16 protein-coding genes are annotated in these 16,538 nt (G+C 64.5%); 7 read left to right on the forward strand and 9 right to left on the reverse strand.

Annotation, left to right across the window (positions count from 1 at the left end; translation table 11 throughout):
- Positions 1-309 precede the first annotated feature (309 nt).
- Positions 310-1,533 (forward strand): MFS transporter, encoded by a 1,224-nt coding sequence (locus PTE31013_RS03165; RefSeq protein WP_425495523.1) that lies wholly within the window; start codon positions 310-312, stop codon positions 1,531-1,533.
- A gap of 30 nt (positions 1,534-1,563) precedes the next feature.
- Positions 1,564-2,088, forward strand: a complete 525-nt coding sequence (locus tag PTE31013_RS03170; protein WP_150611350.1) for a single-stranded DNA-binding protein — start codon at positions 1,564-1,566, stop codon at positions 2,086-2,088.
- Between the two features lie 64 nt (positions 2,089-2,152).
- Here PTE31013_RS03170 and PTE31013_RS25340 read toward each other — a convergent pair whose 3' ends face one another.
- Together PTE31013_RS25340 and PTE31013_RS03185 are read right to left on the reverse strand one after the other, a co-directional pair.
- Positions 2,153-2,485: a DUF2878 family protein gene (locus tag PTE31013_RS25340; RefSeq protein WP_150611351.1), complete on the reverse strand. Its 333-nt coding sequence runs from the start codon at positions 2,483-2,485 to the stop codon at positions 2,153-2,155.
- Between the two features lie 307 nt (positions 2,486-2,792).
- Positions 2,793-3,452, reverse strand: a complete 660-nt coding sequence (locus PTE31013_RS03185; RefSeq protein ID WP_150611352.1) for a lipocalin family protein — start codon at positions 3,450-3,452, stop codon at positions 2,793-2,795.
- Positions 3,453-3,646: 194 nt separating this feature from the next.
- Here PTE31013_RS03185 and PTE31013_RS03190 point away from each other — a divergent pair, with 194 nt between their 5' ends.
- Positions 3,647-4,540, forward strand: coding sequence for an alpha/beta hydrolase (locus tag PTE31013_RS03190; protein ID WP_150611353.1), 894 nt, complete (start codon positions 3,647-3,649; stop codon positions 4,538-4,540).
- 46 nt (positions 4,541-4,586) lie between these two features.
- Complete coding sequence (locus tag PTE31013_RS03195) at positions 4,587-5,171, forward strand: fasciclin domain-containing protein (RefSeq protein WP_150611354.1); 585 nt, start codon at positions 4,587-4,589, stop codon at positions 5,169-5,171.
- On the opposite strand, the gene PTE31013_RS03200 is transcribed toward PTE31013_RS03195, so the two are convergent.
- Positions 5,141-5,350, reverse strand: a complete 210-nt coding sequence (locus PTE31013_RS03200) for a hypothetical protein (protein WP_150611355.1) — start codon at positions 5,348-5,350, stop codon at positions 5,141-5,143. The two genes, PTE31013_RS03195 and PTE31013_RS03200, sit on opposite strands and share 31 nt — an antisense overlap.
- A 51-nt stretch (positions 5,351-5,401) precedes the next feature.
- Positions 5,402-6,112 carry a GntR family transcriptional regulator gene (locus tag PTE31013_RS03205; RefSeq protein WP_150611356.1) on the reverse strand — a complete coding sequence of 237 codons (711 nt, stop codon included), beginning with the start codon at positions 6,110-6,112 and terminating at the stop codon, positions 5,402-5,404.
- Positions 6,113-6,355: 243 nt separating this feature from the next.
- Between PTE31013_RS03205 and PTE31013_RS03210 the strand changes: the two genes are divergently transcribed.
- On the forward strand, positions 6,356-7,810 hold the full coding sequence (locus PTE31013_RS03210) for a 2-hydroxymuconic semialdehyde dehydrogenase (protein WP_150611357.1): 1,455 nt from the start codon (positions 6,356-6,358) through the stop codon (positions 7,808-7,810).
- 110 nt (positions 7,811-7,920) lie between these two features.
- On the opposite strand, the gene PTE31013_RS03215 is transcribed toward PTE31013_RS03210, so the two are convergent.
- The 3 genes from PTE31013_RS03215 to PTE31013_RS03225 form a co-directional block, all read right to left on the reverse strand.
- Positions 7,921-9,126 (reverse strand): aminotransferase-like domain-containing protein, encoded by a 1,206-nt coding sequence (locus PTE31013_RS03215; protein ID WP_150611358.1) that lies wholly within the window; start codon positions 9,124-9,126, stop codon positions 7,921-7,923.
- A 163-nt stretch (positions 9,127-9,289) separates the two neighbouring features.
- On the reverse strand, positions 9,290-10,789 hold the full coding sequence (amaB, locus tag PTE31013_RS03220) for an L-piperidine-6-carboxylate dehydrogenase (protein WP_150611359.1): 1,500 nt from the start codon (positions 10,787-10,789) through the stop codon (positions 9,290-9,292).
- An 85-nt stretch (positions 10,790-10,874) separates the two neighbouring features.
- Positions 10,875-11,930 (reverse strand): DUF1338 domain-containing protein, encoded by a 1,056-nt coding sequence (locus PTE31013_RS03225; protein ID WP_150611360.1) that lies wholly within the window; start codon positions 11,928-11,930, stop codon positions 10,875-10,877.
- 168 nt (positions 11,931-12,098) lie between these two features.
- On the opposite strand from PTE31013_RS03225, the gene PTE31013_RS03230 reads away from it, so the two are divergent.
- Positions 12,099-13,028, forward strand: coding sequence for a LysR family transcriptional regulator (locus PTE31013_RS03230; protein WP_150611588.1), 930 nt, complete (start codon positions 12,099-12,101; stop codon positions 13,026-13,028).
- Here the strand turns inward: PTE31013_RS03230 and PTE31013_RS03235 are convergent.
- Both PTE31013_RS03235 and PTE31013_RS03240 read right to left on the reverse strand, forming a co-directional pair.
- Positions 13,013-13,672, reverse strand: coding sequence for a YitT family protein (locus tag PTE31013_RS03235; protein ID WP_150611361.1), 660 nt, complete (start codon positions 13,670-13,672; stop codon positions 13,013-13,015). The genes PTE31013_RS03230 and PTE31013_RS03235 overlap by 16 nt on opposite strands.
- Before the next feature lie 135 nt (positions 13,673-13,807).
- Positions 13,808-14,905, reverse strand: coding sequence for a branched-chain amino acid aminotransferase (locus tag PTE31013_RS03240; protein WP_150611362.1), 1,098 nt, complete (start codon positions 14,903-14,905; stop codon positions 13,808-13,810).
- Positions 14,906-15,405: 500 nt separating this feature from the next.
- Here PTE31013_RS03240 and PTE31013_RS03245 point away from each other — a divergent pair, with 500 nt between their 5' ends.
- Positions 15,406-16,344 (forward strand): LysR family transcriptional regulator, encoded by a 939-nt coding sequence (locus PTE31013_RS03245; RefSeq protein ID WP_246173869.1) that lies wholly within the window; start codon positions 15,406-15,408, stop codon positions 16,342-16,344.
- Positions 16,345-16,538: the final 194 nt, after the last annotated feature.

Here is a 16,538-nt window from a genome sequence, read left to right on the forward strand (position 1 = left end):
GACGCCACAGGCGGCGGGAGCGGTCGGGCGGGCCGCTGGGGGAAAATCCGGGCGGCTAAACCTGCTAATATACCTAAGTTTGATTGCTAGGGCTGAACCGGCTGACGGGCAGTCTCGGGCGATACACCGGCACGGGCCTTAGGTGGGGGCGAACCGCCTGCTTTCCAGGGGGCTGGCGCCGGACCGTCGTCCCAGGCGGCCATTGGCACGTCCATCGCGCGGCGGCGTACCGGGCGTTGGGTCCGCAATCATCAGACGATTCCGAGGCTGCACGATGTTGCGCGCGCTTTTTCCATCTCTCAGGACGTAATGTCTACCGATTCCGTGACTTCCGCTTCCCCTGTTACGACGCGCGGCCGAGGCGGCCGCATGACCCCGCTAGAAGTGCGCGCGAGCGCATCGCTCGCGGGGATTTTTGCGCTGCGCATGCTTGGTCTGTTTCTGATCATGCCGGTGTTCTCGGTGTTCGCGCAGACGATTCCGGGTGGCAACAACACCTTCCTGGTCGGGCTGGCCATCGGCATCTATGGCCTGACGCAGTCTCTGTTCTATATTCCGTACGGCTGGGCCTCTGATCGGCTGGGGCGCAAACCCGTCATTGTCTTCGGTCTGATCGTGTTCGCGATCGGCTCGCTCGTGGCGGCGATGGCGCATGATCTTGCGTGGATCATCGTCGGCCGGGCGATTCAGGGCGCGGGGGCGATTTCGTCGGCCGTCATGGCTTGCGTGGCGGATTTGACGAGCGAAGCGAACCGTACGAAGGCGATGGCGATGATCGGCGCCAGCATTGGGGTGTCGTTTGCGGTGGCCATCGTATGTGCGCCGTTCCTGTATCACTGGCTGGGCATGAGTGGCCTGTTCTCGGCCATTGGCATCCTGGCGGTGGTGGCGATTTTCGTGGTGTTGTGGGTCGTGCCGACGCCGCCTGCGCATCCCAAGGCGGGGCCCGCGCCGTTCTCGGAAGTGCTGCACAACCCGGAGCTGCTGCGTCTGAACTTCGGTGTGTTCGTGCTGCATGCGACGCAGACGGCGCTGTTCGTGGCGATGCCGCGCATGCTGGTGGCGGCGGGGTTGCCGGTGGCGCAGCACTGGGAGGTGTATCTGCCGGTGATGGGGTTGTCGTTCGTGGCGATGGTGCCGGCGATCATTGCGGCCGAGAAGCGGGGCAAGATGAAGGTGGTGCTGCTCTCGGCGATTGCGCTGGTGGCGGCGGCGCAGGCGGCGCTGGGCGGATTGCCGCCGACGGTGGGCGTGATTGCGTGCGTGCTGTTCGTGTACTTCCTGGGCTTCAACGTGCTGGAGGCGTCGCAGCCGTCGCTGGTATCGAAGCTGGCGCCGGGACAGCGCAAGGGGGCGGCGGTGGGCGTGTACAACACGACGCAGGCCCTTGGGTTGTTCTGCGGCGGGGCGATAGGGGGTTTTCTGATGACCCACTACGGTCAGAACGCAATCTTCCTGACTTGTTCGGCCGGGGCTGTCGTGTGGCTTATAATCGCCGCACCGATGAGGACGCCAGCGCCTCGTCAATCCTGATCGGATTTCAGCAATACCGGAGAAAGTTTTATGGCATCAGTCAACAAAGTGATCCTGGTCGGCAACCTTGGCGCCGACCCCGAAGTCCGCTACATGCCGAGCGGCGATGCGGTCGCGAACATTCGTCTGGCGACGACCGATCGATACAAGGACAAGCAGTCTGGCGAGTTCAAGGAACTGACGGAATGGCACCGCGTGTCGTTCTTCGGCCGCCTTGCGGAGATCGTCAATGAGTACCTGAAGAAGGGTTCGTCGGTGTACATCGAGGGTCGTATCCGCACGCGCAAGTACCAGGCGCAGGACGGCACCGACCGTTACAGCACGGAAATCGTGGCGGACCAGATGCAGATGCTCGGTGGCCGCAGCGGCGGTGAGGGCGGCGGTGGCGGCTTCTCGCGTGGCGGCGACGAAGGCGGCGGCGGTGGCGGCGGCTATTCGCGTGGCGGTGGCGGTGCCGGCGGCGGCGGTGGTGGCGGTGGTGGTGGCCGTCAGCAAGCGCCAGCCAAGCAGTCGGGCGGCGGATTTGACGACATGGATGACGATATTCCGTTCTGACATCCACTTCACTGCATTTTTGTTGATTGAGGCTCGCGTTCCGAGAGGAGGCGGGCCTTTTTCACTACCCACACTTCATTGGCGGTCTGGTAGCAATGTCGCTCAACCACCGGTGATCTGCTTGGCTATATCCGGACCAGCCGCGATGCGAGTTTTTTGGCAAACTGACCTTTTGCAGCAAGGGGTTTGTCATGAAGGCAAAAAGGGCCCATAGCCCAGCCATCCAATATGGCGCGTATCCGGGGACAAGCACGCGGTTCGGGTAGGCGATCCAGCCGGTGCGAGAAACGAAGCACTCCCATCCGAAACCCACCACGGTGACAACGATGACGAACCCGGCCTCGCGAAGCGGACGCCTGACCAGGCACAGATGGCCCGCTGCATGTCCTCGCGCCACGCGTTGAGCGTCTCTTTCGCGATCGGACGTGGTGCCAGTCGCTGCATCTCGTCAATGCCGGTCGAGACCATGCGCTCGCCGCTGACGCTTCGCTCATACGTGAGGACAAGCGCAAAGGGCGTGTCGGCCGAGACCGATGCCTGCGGCGACCACAACTCCGCCCTGTACAAGCAGAAGCCCAACACGCAGAATTCGCCCGCACCAATACGATGGGCCGTCGTCAATGCCTCGTGGCACCCTGACCACGCCGGTGACATTGTCAGCGCGCCGGCCAGAGACACGATCACGCCCGCCAGACGGCTCGCTTTCATTCGCTTTTCCCCGGCGTGGCGAAGCCCGGCTGACCGAGTTGCTCGGGACGCTGGGGGACGCGCCGGAAGCGCGTGGTGTCGTAACCCAGGGCGTCGAAGCGGGATAGCAGCGCGTGGTAGGTGGCGTCGTCCATCGTCGGCTCGCGCGAGAAGATCCAGCCCAATGACTTGTCGGGATAGGCCAGCAGTGTGTATCGATAATCCGGATCGACGTACACGGTGAGCTGTGAGACGTAGATCGGCCAGAACAGGCGAACGCGCCAGTGCCCGCCACCGCTGCCCGGGACCACGCTATCGAGGAATTGGTAGTGGCGCTCAGGTTGATCGAACCCGTCCTTGCGACCATGGAAGTGATCGTCGATCTTGCCGTCATCGCGCAGCTTCCACTCGGCGCGGCTACCAACGAAGCCGCGTTCCGCGAAGTAGGGAATGTTGGCAATCACGTACCACGTGCCCATGTATCGGGGCAGGTCGACGGGCACCGCGTGAAGCGGGACGTCCGCGCGAGGGTTGGGGTTGGGCGGTGCCCCGGAACAACCCGTCAGCAGCACGCTCGCACTGGCGAACACCGCGAGGGCAACGTTGCGTCTTCGAGACAGCCCTATGGCGCACAGGGCGGAAATCAATCCGGCGAATGCAATGACGACGGCATGCATGGTGCGGGCTCCGTGACGGGGGAAAGCGCGGCACCGATGTATACGGGTGCCGTCGTCATGCGGATGCAGCAGAAACAAAAAAATCCGCCGATTTCCGCGTCGGCGTGCATCCGGACGATCGTCATCCCCGTACTGACGAAGGCAAGCGCCGGGGGCACCGACCCGCCCCGGCCTCTATTCGACAGGAAGGCAACATGACGAACGTCTCGCTCGGCGGCCTGTTGGCGGTCGCGCTCACCAGCGTCGCGCTGTGCGCGTGTAGTCCCGTCACGCTGGTGAATGCGCTCACGCCGCGTACCACCTATCACGACCTCAAGGACCTGGCATACGGCCCATCCGAGCGCCAGCGGCTTGACGTCTATGTGCCGACGCGTCCCGATGCAGGGGCCGGTGGCATGCCGGTCGTGGTGTTCTTTTACGGGGGAAGTTGGCAGAACGGCCAACGCGAGGACTACCGCTTCGTCGGCGAGGCGCTCGCCTCGCGCGGCTTCCTGGTGGTGGTGCCCGATTATCGGACCTATCCCGAGGCGGCCTTCCCGGCCTTCATGGATGACGCCGCGATCGCGGTGCGCTGGGCGAGCGACCGTGCGCGAGTGTTTGGCGGCGACCCCGAGCGTCTGTTTCTCATGGGCCATTCGGCGGGAGCGCAAATGGTCGCGCTCCTGGCGACCGATGCCCATTACCTGCATGCCAACGGAATGCGCGAGTGCGACATCGCAGGCGTCATCGGCCTTGCCGGTCCCTACGATTTCCTGCCGCTCAAGAGCGATGTGCTTCGCCGGATATTTCCCGAGCCGGTGCGACTGGCCAGCCAGCCGATACATTTCGTGACGGGCAGGGAGCCGCCAATGTGGTTGGCCGTGGGCGACGCGGACACGGTCGTCGACCCGGGTAACACGACGCGTTTTGCCCGGCGCCTGCAAACAATGAACGATACGGTGGAAGTCCGCCACTACGACCTGGGGCACGCGATGCTTCTGGGAACACTGAGCGTACCGCTCCGACGGTATGCGCCCGTGCTGGACGACATTGCGACCTTCGTGAATTCATTTCCGGAACGTGCATCCGCTCACCCGGCTTGTTCGTAAGTACAAGGGCTTCCGCTTTGCGAAGCGCCATCAATGGGGTGAGGAAATGAAGACTCGTTACGCGACCGGATTTCTGCCGGTGCTTGTGGCAACCTGCTGTGTGTTCGGATCGACGCTCAGCGCGTCCGCGGCTTCGATGGATAACGGCGAGAAGACGGTCATGGTCGGCGGGGCGACGATGTACCCTTCGAAGAACATCATCGAAAACGCGGTGAACTCAAAGGACCACACGACGCTCGTCGCGGCGGTGAAAGCCGGCGGTCTGGTCGACACACTCTCTGGTCCCGGACCCTTCACGGTTTTTGCGCCGACCAACGAAGCCTTCGCGGCGCTGCCCGCCGGCACCGTCGACACGCTGTTGAAGCCCGAGAACAAGGCGACCCTCGACAAGGTGCTCACCTATCACGTGGTGCCGGGCCGACTCTCGACGCAGGACCTGATGAAAGCCGTCAAGGACGCGGGCGGGAAGGCCATGCTGAAAACGGTCGAGGGCGACGCGCTGACCGTAACGCAGAAGGGTGGGCGTCTGATGGTGACGGATGACAAGGGCGGTGTGGCGCACATCGCCATCAGCAACGTCATGCAATCGAATGGGGTGATTCACGTCGTGGATAAAGTGCTGATGCCGTAATGCCGTGATGGTGACCCAGTCGTTCGCCAGGGCGCAGCGCTCTGGCGAGCGACCGGGTGTCGCCGCGCGCAACGGCCAATGGCGTCCAGCGGCACGTCCGGCTCGACCTTGACGTTGCTCGTCGACACGCGCATCTTGAAGCGTTTGACCTTGTTGCGCTCGGCCGCCTTCTGTTGCATGGCGTGGTGCCGGTGGCTCAGCGCGTCGGTGCCAATGACGCGTTTCCCGCGCTACTGGGCACCAAGGACGGCGGCGGGCAGTTGGCGCACGGCTTCCAGGGTCTTGCGAATGTGCGCCGCAAGCAGCGTCGAGGCTTTGTCGGCATCGCGCGCGAGGCACGCGTCGAAGATGGCCCGGTGCTCGTCATGGACGTTGCGCGGCAAAGGACGGTGCGTGATCGACAAACGGCGATAGCGTTCGGACTGGCGGTAAAGAATCGCCAAAAAGTGATGTAGCCAGCGCGACGGGCATGCGCGAATCATCACCTCGTGAAACGCGCGGTTACGCGCCTCCCATTGGGCAAACTGGCTGCCATTGTCACTTTGCCCGTCCAGCCGTTCTTCGGCGAGCGATAGCAGGTGAAACGCGCTCGCGAGGTCGGCTTCCCACGTGTCGTCCCCCAACGCGATTGACTGGCGCAGTGCCTCGGTCTCCAACTGCACGCGCGTCTCGGTGATGTCGATAAAGTCCGCCAGCGAGACCGGCGTCACGCGAAATCCTCGGTGTCCGTGCTGGACGACAAGCGCGTCGGCCACCAGCAGCGCCAGCGCTTCGCGCAGCGTTCCCGCACCCACGTCGTAGCGATCCTTCAGGTGCTCGACGCGAAGCTTTTCGCCCGGCGCAAGATGTCCCTCGACGATGTCGCTGCGCAAATGCAGGTAAGCGCTTTGGGCCAACGTGGCTTCGCCGGTCTGGGGAGGGGAAGAGGGCGGGCTGAACATGCACGGTGCAGGACGGTTGACGTGCCGAGATTATAAGCATCTTCATCTCGATTTTCGCAAAATGCAAAAATTATCGATATAAATAAAAATTCTCGAGAAAATATTGACGCGGGGCGACCGGCGGATTTATTGTGTGCTCCATGCCGCCGCTCGCCACCTGAATCGCGGCGGTACCGGGCGACGCTGCACACGCCCCGGCAGGGCCGTTTTTCCCGAAGCAACCTGACAGAACGAGAGTGAGACATGAAGGATTTCCAGAACTTCATCAACGGCGAGTGGGTGTCGAGCGCCCATACCTTTGAGAATCGCAATCCGGTAGACAACAGCCTGATCGGCCGGGTCCACGAGGCGAGCCGCGCTGAGGTGGATGCCGCCGTGCACGCGGCCCGCGCCGCGCTGCATGGCCCGTGGGGCACGATGACGACTGCCGAACGCGTGGCGTTGCTGCACGCGGTGGCCGACGGCATCGAACGCCGCTTCGACGACTTCCTCGCCGCCGAGATTGCGGACACGGGCAAGCCGCGTGCGCTGGCGAGCCACCTGGACATTCCACGCGGTGCGGCGAATTTCAAGGTGTTTGCGGACATGATCAAGAATGTGCCGACGGAGTCGTTCGCGATGACGACGCCCGACGGCGGGAGCGCCCTGAACTACGGTGTGCGCACGCCGCGAGGCGTGATCGCCGTGGTATGCCCTTGGAACCTGCCCCTCCTGCTCATGACGTGGAAGGTCGGCCCGGCGCTGGCGTTCGGCAACACGGTGGTGGTAAAGCCGTCGGAAGAGACGCCGGCCACCGCCACGTTGCTGGGCGAGGTAATGAACGAAGTCGGCGTGCCGCCAGGCGTCTACAACGTCGTGCATGGATTCGGGCCGGCGTCTGCTGGCGCGTTTCTGACCGAGCATCCGGGCGTGAACGGCATCACGTTCACGGGCGAGACGCGCACTGGCGAGGCGATCATGAAGGCTGCTGCGAATGGCGTGCGTCCTGTGTCGTTCGAGCTGGGCGGCAAGAATCCCGGCATCGTGTTCGCCGATGCGGATTTCGATGGGGCCGTGGCCGGCATTGCACGTTCGACCTTCGATAACAGCGGTCAGGTGTGTCTGGGCACCGAGCGGGTGTATGTGCAACGCGCGATCTTCGAGCGCTTCGTGGCCGCGCTGAAGGCGCGCGCCGAATCGTTGGTGCCGGGTGATCCCTATGCGCCACGCACGAACTTCGGCCCGCTTGTCTCGCAAGCGCATCGCGAAAAGGTGCTGTCGTACTACGCCAAGGCGCGCGAGGAAGGGGCGACGGTCGTCACCGGCGGCGGCGTGCCGGATATGCCGGCGTCGATGCAGCGCGGCGCGTGGGTGCAGCCCACGATCTGGACCGGCCTGCGGGAGACAGCCGCCGTCATTCGCGAAGAGATCTTCGGGCCGTGCTGCCATATCGCACCCTTCGATACGGAAGCGGAAGTCATCGCGATGGCCAACGCGACGCCCTACGGCCTCGCTGCGACCGTCTGGACGTCGGATGTCGGTCGCGCCCATCGCATGGGGGCGGCGCTGGAGGTCGGCGTCTGCTGGATCAACGCGTGGTTCCTGCGCGATCTGCGCACGGCGTTCGGTGGTGCGAAGCAATCAGGCATCGGTCGCGAAGGCGGTGTTCACTCGCTCGAGTTCTATACCGAGCTGCGCAATGTTTGCGTAAAGCTTTGAGCGCAAACGTTTAGGGTCTTGCCGATGTCTCCCTTCGGAGACGGTCAGCGAGGCCCTTGCCACGGTATCGATTTCGCCTGCACCCCGGCGCTCGCCGGACCTTCGTGCGCCTATGGCACGGTCTTGCCGGTCGCCTGCATCGCACGCGCCAGTCGTGCCACGCCTTCCTCGATCGCCGATATCCCCGGCGCCGCGAACGACAGGCGCAGCGATGCCGCGTCGGCCTGCTCGGCGAAGAACGCCGTTCCCGGCACGAACAACACCTTCTCGGCAATCGCGTGCGGCAGCAGGTCGCTTGTCTTCATCGCCGCAAGGCGTGCCCACACGAACATCCCGCCCTGCGGTGCATGGAACGCGATGGTGTCGCCCAGCGTCTCGCGCAATGCCTCGCACAGCGCGTTGCATTTATGACGGTAAGCTTCCGTGATTTTCGGCAGATGGCGTGTCAACGCGCCATCGGCAAGATATTCAGCGGCCACCGCTTGCGTCCACGGCACGCTGCACAGATCGACGGTCTGCTTGGCCACCACGCATCGGCGGGCAATCTCCGGCGGTGCGACCGTCCAGCCCACGCGCAACCCCGGCGCAACGATCTTCGACAGGCTCGAGAAGTGCACCACCCAGTCGCGCGATCCCGGCACTTCCGCCGTCAGGCCGAGCAGGGTCGGCACGGCGTCGCCCGCGAAGCGCAAGTCGCCGTATGGATCGTCCTCGACGATGATGAACCGGTACTCGAGCGCCAGTTTCAGCAGGTCGATACGACGCTCGCGCGAGAGCGTTGCGCCGGTCGGATTGGCAAACGTCGGCACCGTATACAGCAGCTTCGGAATGGCAATCCTGCCCTCGCGCAGCAGCGTGTCCAGATGCGCGACGTCCAGCCCGTGCGCGTCGACGGGCACCGTCACGATCTTCGCCTGCTGTAGTCGCAATGCCTGCAAGGTTGCCGGATACGCGGGCTGCTCGGTGACCACGACATCCCCAGGGGAGACCATCACGCGCAGCAGCAGGTCGAGGCCTTGCTGGGACCCCGTTGTCACCAGCAGGGATTCGGCGGTGCATGGTGCGCCGCGCGAGGCCATCAGCGCGACGAGCTGCATCTTGAGGTCGGCGAGGCCGTCGGTCGGGCCGTATTGCAGGCAACGCGTCGGCTGGGCGAAGGCGCGAGCCTGCGCCGCGGCGAGACCGTCGATGTCGAACAAATCGCTTGCCGGATACCCGCCCGCGAACGAGATCATGCCCGGCTCGGACAAGTATTTGAACAGCTCGCGAATTGGCGAGCCGACCGGGTTGGCGAACACGGAAGTGAAGGCGTACATGGGGGCCTCGCTAGGCAAAGCGTGACGGAATTCGGCTATCGGGGGAGGGGCGCCGGGCGGGTCTGCCGAGAAGGCACGACACGTCCGGCGCTGACCGGATTCGTAAGCTGCCGCGCGGCGTCGTGCATCGGTATGCGCGGCGCCGGGGCTGGCTATCGCGACTTCACTCGATCGAGAAGTCGATGCCTTGCGCGAGCGGCAGGGCGGACGAGTAGTTGACGGTGTTGGTGGCACGGCGCATATAGCCCTTCCATGCGTCGGAGCCCGACTCGCGACCGCCGCCGGTTTCCTTCTCGCCGCCGAATGCGCCGCCGATCTCCGCGCCGCTCGGGCCGATGTTGACGTTGGCGATGCCGCAGTCGCTACCCGCCGACGACGTGAAGCGCTCGGCTTCGCGCAGGTCGGTCGTGAACACGCATGACGACAGGCCGTGCGAGGCGGCATTGTTGGCGTCGATGGCTTGCGAGAAGTCGCTGTACTTGAGCACGTACAGGATCGGTGCGAACGTCTCGGTCAGCACGATTTCGGTCTGCGACGGCATTTCGACGATGGCCGGCTTCACGTAGAAACCGTTCTCTGCTCCTGCGACCGCGTGACGCTCACCGCCCGTGACCTTGCCGCCTTGCGCGCGCGCCTTGTCGAGGGCGTCCTGCATACGCTTGAATGCGCCTTCGTCGATCAGCGGGCCCATGAGTGTGCCGCGCTCCAGCGGGTTGCCGATGGCGACCTTGCCGTACAGCGTCTTCAGACGCTCGACGGTCTTGTCGTACACGCTCTCATGGACAAACAGGCGGCGCAGTGTGGTGCAACGCTGACCCGCCGTGCCCACCGCCGAGAACAGGATGCCGCGCGGGGCGAGTTCCATGTCGGCGCTGCCGGTCACGATGCCCGCGTTGTTGCCGCCCAACTCCAGGATCGAGCGGCCAAAGCGGCGAGCGACTTCCACGCCGACCTTGCGGCCCATTTCCGTGCTGCCCGTCGCGCTCACGATGGCCGAGCGCGGATCGGCGACCAGCGCCTCGCCCACGTCCCGACCGCCGATGATGAGTGCGCAAAGACCCTCAGGGGCGTCGCCGAACTCGGCGATGACATCGTTCATCAATTGGTTGACCGCCAGCGCAGTCAGCGGCGTCTTCTCCGACGGCTTCCACACGACGGCGTTGCCGCATACGAGCGCAAGCGCAGCGTTCCACGCCCACACCGCCACCGGGAAGTTGAAGGCGGAAATGACGGTGCACACGCCCATCGGGTGCCACGTCTCGGCCATGCGGTGGCCCGGACGCTCCGACGCAATCGTCAGGCCGTACAACTGACGCGACAGGCCGACGGCGAAGTCACAGATGTCGATCATTTCCTGCACTTCGCCCAATCCTTCCTGCAGGATCTTGCCGGCTTCGAGCGTGACGAGTGCGCCCAGCGCCTGCTTGCGCTCGCGCAGCTTTTCGCCGAGCAGGCGCACCAGTTCGCCGCGACGCGGCGCGGGCACATTGCGCCACGCGGTGAACGCGGTCTGCGCGCGGGCGAGGGTGGCTTGGGCGTCGGCCACCGAGGCGCTGGCCACGCGGCCGATCAATGCGCCGTCGATGGGCGAATGCACGGCGATGTCGCCCGCTTCGGCCAGTTTGGCAATGCCCAATTCGTTGAGGATGGAAGTCGCGTTCACGTGGGTACCCCTATGGAATTCAGTGTTGGCCGCCGGTGCAGTTCACCGGTATCGGCAGATTGAGGCGCAGCATCGACGCACAGACCTATTGTGCGCCGGAAGCCGAGCCCCCCGATGACTTGGCGTTGGCCGTCATCTTGAAAATACCTTGGGCATTGCCGGCGTCGAAGCGCAGATCGATCTTCCAGCAACGCCTGGCGGTGTCGTATTCGCGATGGCGCGTGATGAATTCGTAGAATGAACCCGGCACCTCGCGCGTGACGATCTCACCATCCTTGCCTCTGAACTCGCGACGCACGGTGTCGGCGCGATACGCCGTCTGGAACACGCGGCCGGAGCGCGAACGCTCGACTTCGGGCTTCATCGGGCGGCCCTTGGCCTTCTCCGCGTCGGACAGCGCGAACACATCGTCGACGCGGTCGGTCGCATGGTTGAACGCGTTGCCCTCGGTCGCAATCCAGGCCATTTCGGCGGATTCGGCCAGCAGCAGTTCGTAATCGGCTTCGCTCGGGACGTCGTGCTGGCGCGCAAACGCTCCGACGATCACCGGCAGCAGCGCCTGAGCGCTCTCGAGCGGTAGCGTGCCGTCGCGCTCCAGTTCCCAAAGCTGACCGATGGCCGTTGGCGTGAGCGGATCCTTCGACGTGCCGACCACACGCGACACGGCTTGCTGGAACGTCTCGGAGAAGCGCTCCGGATGCAGCTCGCTCACGAAGAATTGCGAAATCTCGTCGGGGGCGTCTTCGTGCGCATAGGCGCGGCCGGTCATGCCGAGACGGTCGAGCGGATAGCGGCCGTTCAGCCGGAACCCCAGCGGCCGCAGAATGCGCGTGAAGGCCGCTTCGCCCGGCGGCAGGGCGCCGTTCCCGGTCCAGCGCACGGTTCGCAGCGCGCCATGATCGAAGTAGACACCGCCGCCACCGGCAATGGCTTCTTCGGTGTAGGTGCGGCCGTTCGGCGAGCGTGCCAGCAGCCCTTCGAACAGGGCCATGTTCATGGCCTGCGCCAGTTCAGCACGCGTCACGCGCCCCGGTTCGGCATCCGCCAGGATCGACGGCGAATTGAGTGTCGCGAAGAGCGCGTCGGTACGCGCTTCCCCGATCAGGGAAACCAGCAGGGACTGCACGTTGGCATTGCGCATCGGGTTGTCTCGCAGGAGGCGACGCCGTCTCTGGCGGCGTCGCACGGGGTCAGGGCATGGCACGGAGCGCTTCACCCCATGCCGTCTTGCATTGACAGCATTATTGGAATGGATGCCACGCACGTAAAGCGAGATAAAATTGCCACTTGATGCGTTTTTGGAATCATGATGCGCAAATTCAAGACCCCCGGCACGGCGGCGCTGCTGGCCTTCGAGGCGGCGGCGCGGCACGAGAGCTTTACCCATGCGGCGCGCGAGCTGTTCCTGACGGAGAGCGCTGTGTCACGCCAGATCGCCACGCTGGAGGCGCAACTGGGCGTGCGCCTGTTCGTGCGTGCGAAGCAGCGCGTGGTGCTGACCCGCGCCGGACGCCTGTATGGCACGCAAGTGCGCCGCACGTTGGAACAGCTCGATCGAGACACGCTCTCGATCATGGCGCACGGCAGCGGGGGCGGTTACCTGGAACTGGCGGTGCTGCCGACGTTCGCGTCCGAGTGGTTGATCCCGAGAATGAAGGATTTCGACGAGCGCCACCCGGAGGTTCGCGTGAACATGGGCGTGCACACCGATCTCTTCACGTTCGACGAGACGCACTTCGAAGCGGCCATTCACTTCGGGCAGCCGACGTGGCCGGGGACGTCATCGGATTACCTGTTCGGCGAGGAGGTGGTGCCGGTGTGCCGGCCGTCGTTGCTCAAGGGGCCGGTTCGCACGGCCGCTGACCTGCTCACATATCCGCTGTTGCATTCGACGACCCGCCCCAGTGCCTGGACCCAATGGTTTGCGGAGCAACGTATCGAGGACCACCGGACGCTGCAAGGGGTGCGCTATGAGTTGCACACGATGCTTATCGCCGGCGCGGCCGCCGGGCTCGGCGTTGCACTGGTGCCGAAGTTCTTCGTCGAGGGGCAGTTGGCGACGTATGGCCTGACGATTCCCGTCGACGTGAAGAGCGTGGCCGAGTCGGCCTACTACCTCGTCTACCCGACCGAACTCACGCACGGGCAGCCGCTCAGCGTGTTCCGCGAGTGGCTGTTGACGCAGGCCAGTGCCTATCGACCGGACGGCCCGTCCGCCGCGTCTCAACGTCCGGTGTAACGGCCCGGCCGGTGCCACGCGACCACCATGGCGCTCATGGCGAGCGCCGACAGCGCGGACCAGGCAACACGTCCGGCGGGGAGGGTGGTGAGCGAGGCGAGCAGAATCGTCGCGTCGATGCCCACCTGGGTAATCCCCGCGTTGATGCCGCGCTCGCGTTGCAACCACAGCGTGACGATGCCTGTGCCGCCTACGCCGGCCCCGTGACGCGCAAGCGCCAGAATTCCCATGCCGCACAGCGTGCCGCCGACGAACGCGGCGAACAGCGGATTGACGAAGGCGACATTGAACGTCTGCGGCATGGCCGCGAGGGCAAAGGTGATGCCGAAGCTCGCGACGGTGGACTTGATCGCGAAGCGCGGGCCCATCGTGAAGTACGCGAACAGGAAGAACGGGATGTTCACCAGCGTGAAGATGGTGCCCACCGGTAGGGGAAAGACGTAAGAGGCGAGCAGCGCAATGCCGGCCACGCCGCCGGTGACCAACCCGGCCGCCTTGAGCAGCACGAGCCCGACCACCACGAATGCCATGCCGATGACCATCGCATAGATGTCTTCGAGCACGGAGTGCGGGACACCGATTGTGTCGGCTGCCGCAATGGCGCTGCGGGGGCTACCCGCCATTGCGCCTGGATTCTGTTCCATGATCTTGCAAGTCAAATACAACAAGACGGTGCGCCCGACTCTCCTCGTGTCGCGGCGCACCGCCAATGATTTCCCGCGCCGCTGTCTCGGGCGACGCGCAACTGCACAACTTGTTATGTGGGCAACGTTAGCCGATCAGGCAACGTGATGTACCCAGCCAAACGGATCGGTGACCTTGCCACGTTGAATGCCCGTGAGTTGATCGCGAATGCGCTGGGTGACCGGGCCTTCGCCGCCGTCGCCAATGTTGAATTCGCCCTGGGCGTGGCGCACCTGGCCGATGGCGGTGACGACCGCTGCCGTGCCGCACGCGAACGTTTCCTTCACACGGCCGCTGGCGGCGTCGGCTTGCCATTGGGCAAATTCGTACGGCGTCTCGTTGACGGTCAGGCCGTTGCGCTTGGCCATTTCGATAATCGATGCGCGCGTGATGCCCGGCAGGATCGTGCCGGCGAGCGGCGGCGTCTGGAGCGAGCCGTCGTCCATCACGAAGAAGACGTTCATGCCGCCCAGTTCTTCGATCCAGCGATGTTGCGCGGCGTCGAGGAACACGACCTGGTCGCAGCCCTTGCCGCTTGCTTCCGTCTGTGCGATCAGGCTCGCGGCGTAGTTGCCGCCGCACTTGGCCGCGCCGGTGCCGCCCGGGGCGGCGCGCGTATATTGATCCGACACCCATACGGTCACGGCCGACTTGCCGGGCTTGAAGTAGGGGCCGACCGGGCAGGCGATCACGCAGAAGATGTACTCATGGGCGGCGCGCACGCCGAGGAAGCTCTCCGAGGCGAACATGAACGGGCGGATATAGAGGCTGCTGCCTTCCGTGCCCGGAATCCATGCGCGATCGATATCGACGAGCTTTTCCACGGCTTCGAGGAACACGGCTTCTGGCAGCTCGGCCATCGACATGCGCTGGGCCGAATCACGGAAGCGCTTGGCATTGGCTTGCGGGCGGAACAGCGAGATCTTGCCGTCTTCACCGCGATAGGCCTTCATCCCTTCGAAAATTTCCTGCGCGTAGTGCAGCACGGCGCATGCCGGATCGATCTCGAACGGACGACGGGCCTCTACCTTCGCGTCGTGCCAGCCTGTGCCCTCGGTCCAGCGGATCGTGACCATGTGATCCGTGAATACGCGGCCAAACGCCGGGTTCACCAGCTTGGCGGCGATCTGGTCGGCAGGGGTGGGGTTGGCGTGCGGCTCCACGACAAAACGCAATTGATTATCGGCGCTCATGTTTCTTCAATGTCTCGGCAGAGGGGGCTTCAGTCGTCAGTGCCGTTAACGTAAACGGCAAGAAGCCCCTATTTTCCTCCTTTAGGCCCTCGCCTGTCGACTGAATTCACCATCCGAGCCGTCATAAGCGCTTCCACGGCGTGATGACGCCGATAAAAGTCGGATTTTGGCTGATTTTTAGAAGAAAAATGCGAGGTTTCGCGAAATTCACTCAAGATGACGGCTGCTGCCGCCTCAGGAAGCGGCGTTGCAGAGCGCCCGAAAGGCCTCGATGGCATAGCGCGCCCGCATGAAGCCGTGAGCCGTGCGAGCCGCCGCGCGCCCGTGGATACCATGAACGCGAGCGCGCGTGTGACTGGGGTTTCCCGCACTGCGCCGGCGACCGCGCGTTGCCTAGAATGCCGGGCGGGGCCGCAGCGCATCGCGTCACTCGCCTGCGAGGCACGCGTTGTATGCGCAGCCTGGGGTCTGTTCACCCCAACGTCCGTAACGCTTCTTGCATGACTGCACGGCTGGGGATGAACTTTCGCTCGCTCGACCTGAATCTGTTGCTCGTGTTCGAGTCGCTGCTGCGCACACGCAGCACGACCGTCACGGCCGAGGAACTCAGCCTCACGCAGTCAGCCGTGAGCAACGCGCTCAAGCGGCTACGCCTCGCGTTTGGCGATCCGCTGTTCGTCAAGACGCCGCAAGGCATGTTGCCCACCGATCTCGCCCTCTCGCTCGCCTCGCCCGTCACTGAGGGACTCGGCCTGATCCGCGGTGCCGTGGAGGCCCCGCAGGACTTCGTGCCTGCCCTGGCGCAGCGCACCTTTCGGCTTTACCTGAGCGACATCGGTCAGTTGATTTTCATACCGAAGCTAATGGCGACGCTTGCGGCGGACGCGCCGGGCGTGCGTATCGTTACCGTCGACACGACACCGCGCGAGGCGCAGAACGCCATGGCGATGGGTGACATCGATCTCACGCTGGGGCTCTTCACCCGTTTTGCGTCGGGCTTTCATCAGCAACGCCTCTTCCGCGAGCACTACGTTGCCCTGGTGCGCGAAGGGCATCCCACCATTCGCGGCCAACTGACCGGCGAGGCGTTTCTTGACGCCGCGCACGCGGTCTATCGACCGACCGCCGGCAATCACGATGTCTTCGAGACGGCTGTCGAGCAATGGTTTGCGCAGGCCGGGCGACAGCGTCATGTCGCGCTGCGCATGGCGCACTCGATGGGACTCTCGGCACTCATCGCCGCGAGCGACCTCGTGGTCTGCGTGCCGACGCGACTCGGACGCGCGCTCAAGTCCGCCGCCGATCTACGCACTTACGCACTGCCGTTCGAAGGCCCCGAGTTCGACATCTCGCAACACTGGCACGAACGCTTTCACGCCGACGCCGGCCATCGCTGGTTGCGCAGCACCCTGTTCCGCCTATTCCACGGCGAAGACTGATCCAACCTTGCTTCATGCGTGCGTGACGTGCGCCCGCGCAACGCGGCGAGCGACCGTGCGCATGCTGCACCGTTCATTCACGGCGTAAATACTGCGCATTTACGCAATTCGTTGGCGTCATGCGACGTCGATCCCTATCGTATCCCTCACGACAACGCCGTCACCGGGCACCCGCCCGGGGGACGAACAATATC

Origin of the sequence: Pandoraea terrigena (assembly GCF_902459705.1) — a bacterium.
GTDB classification, from domain to species: Bacteria; Pseudomonadota; Gammaproteobacteria; order Burkholderiales; family Burkholderiaceae; genus Pandoraea; species Pandoraea terrigena.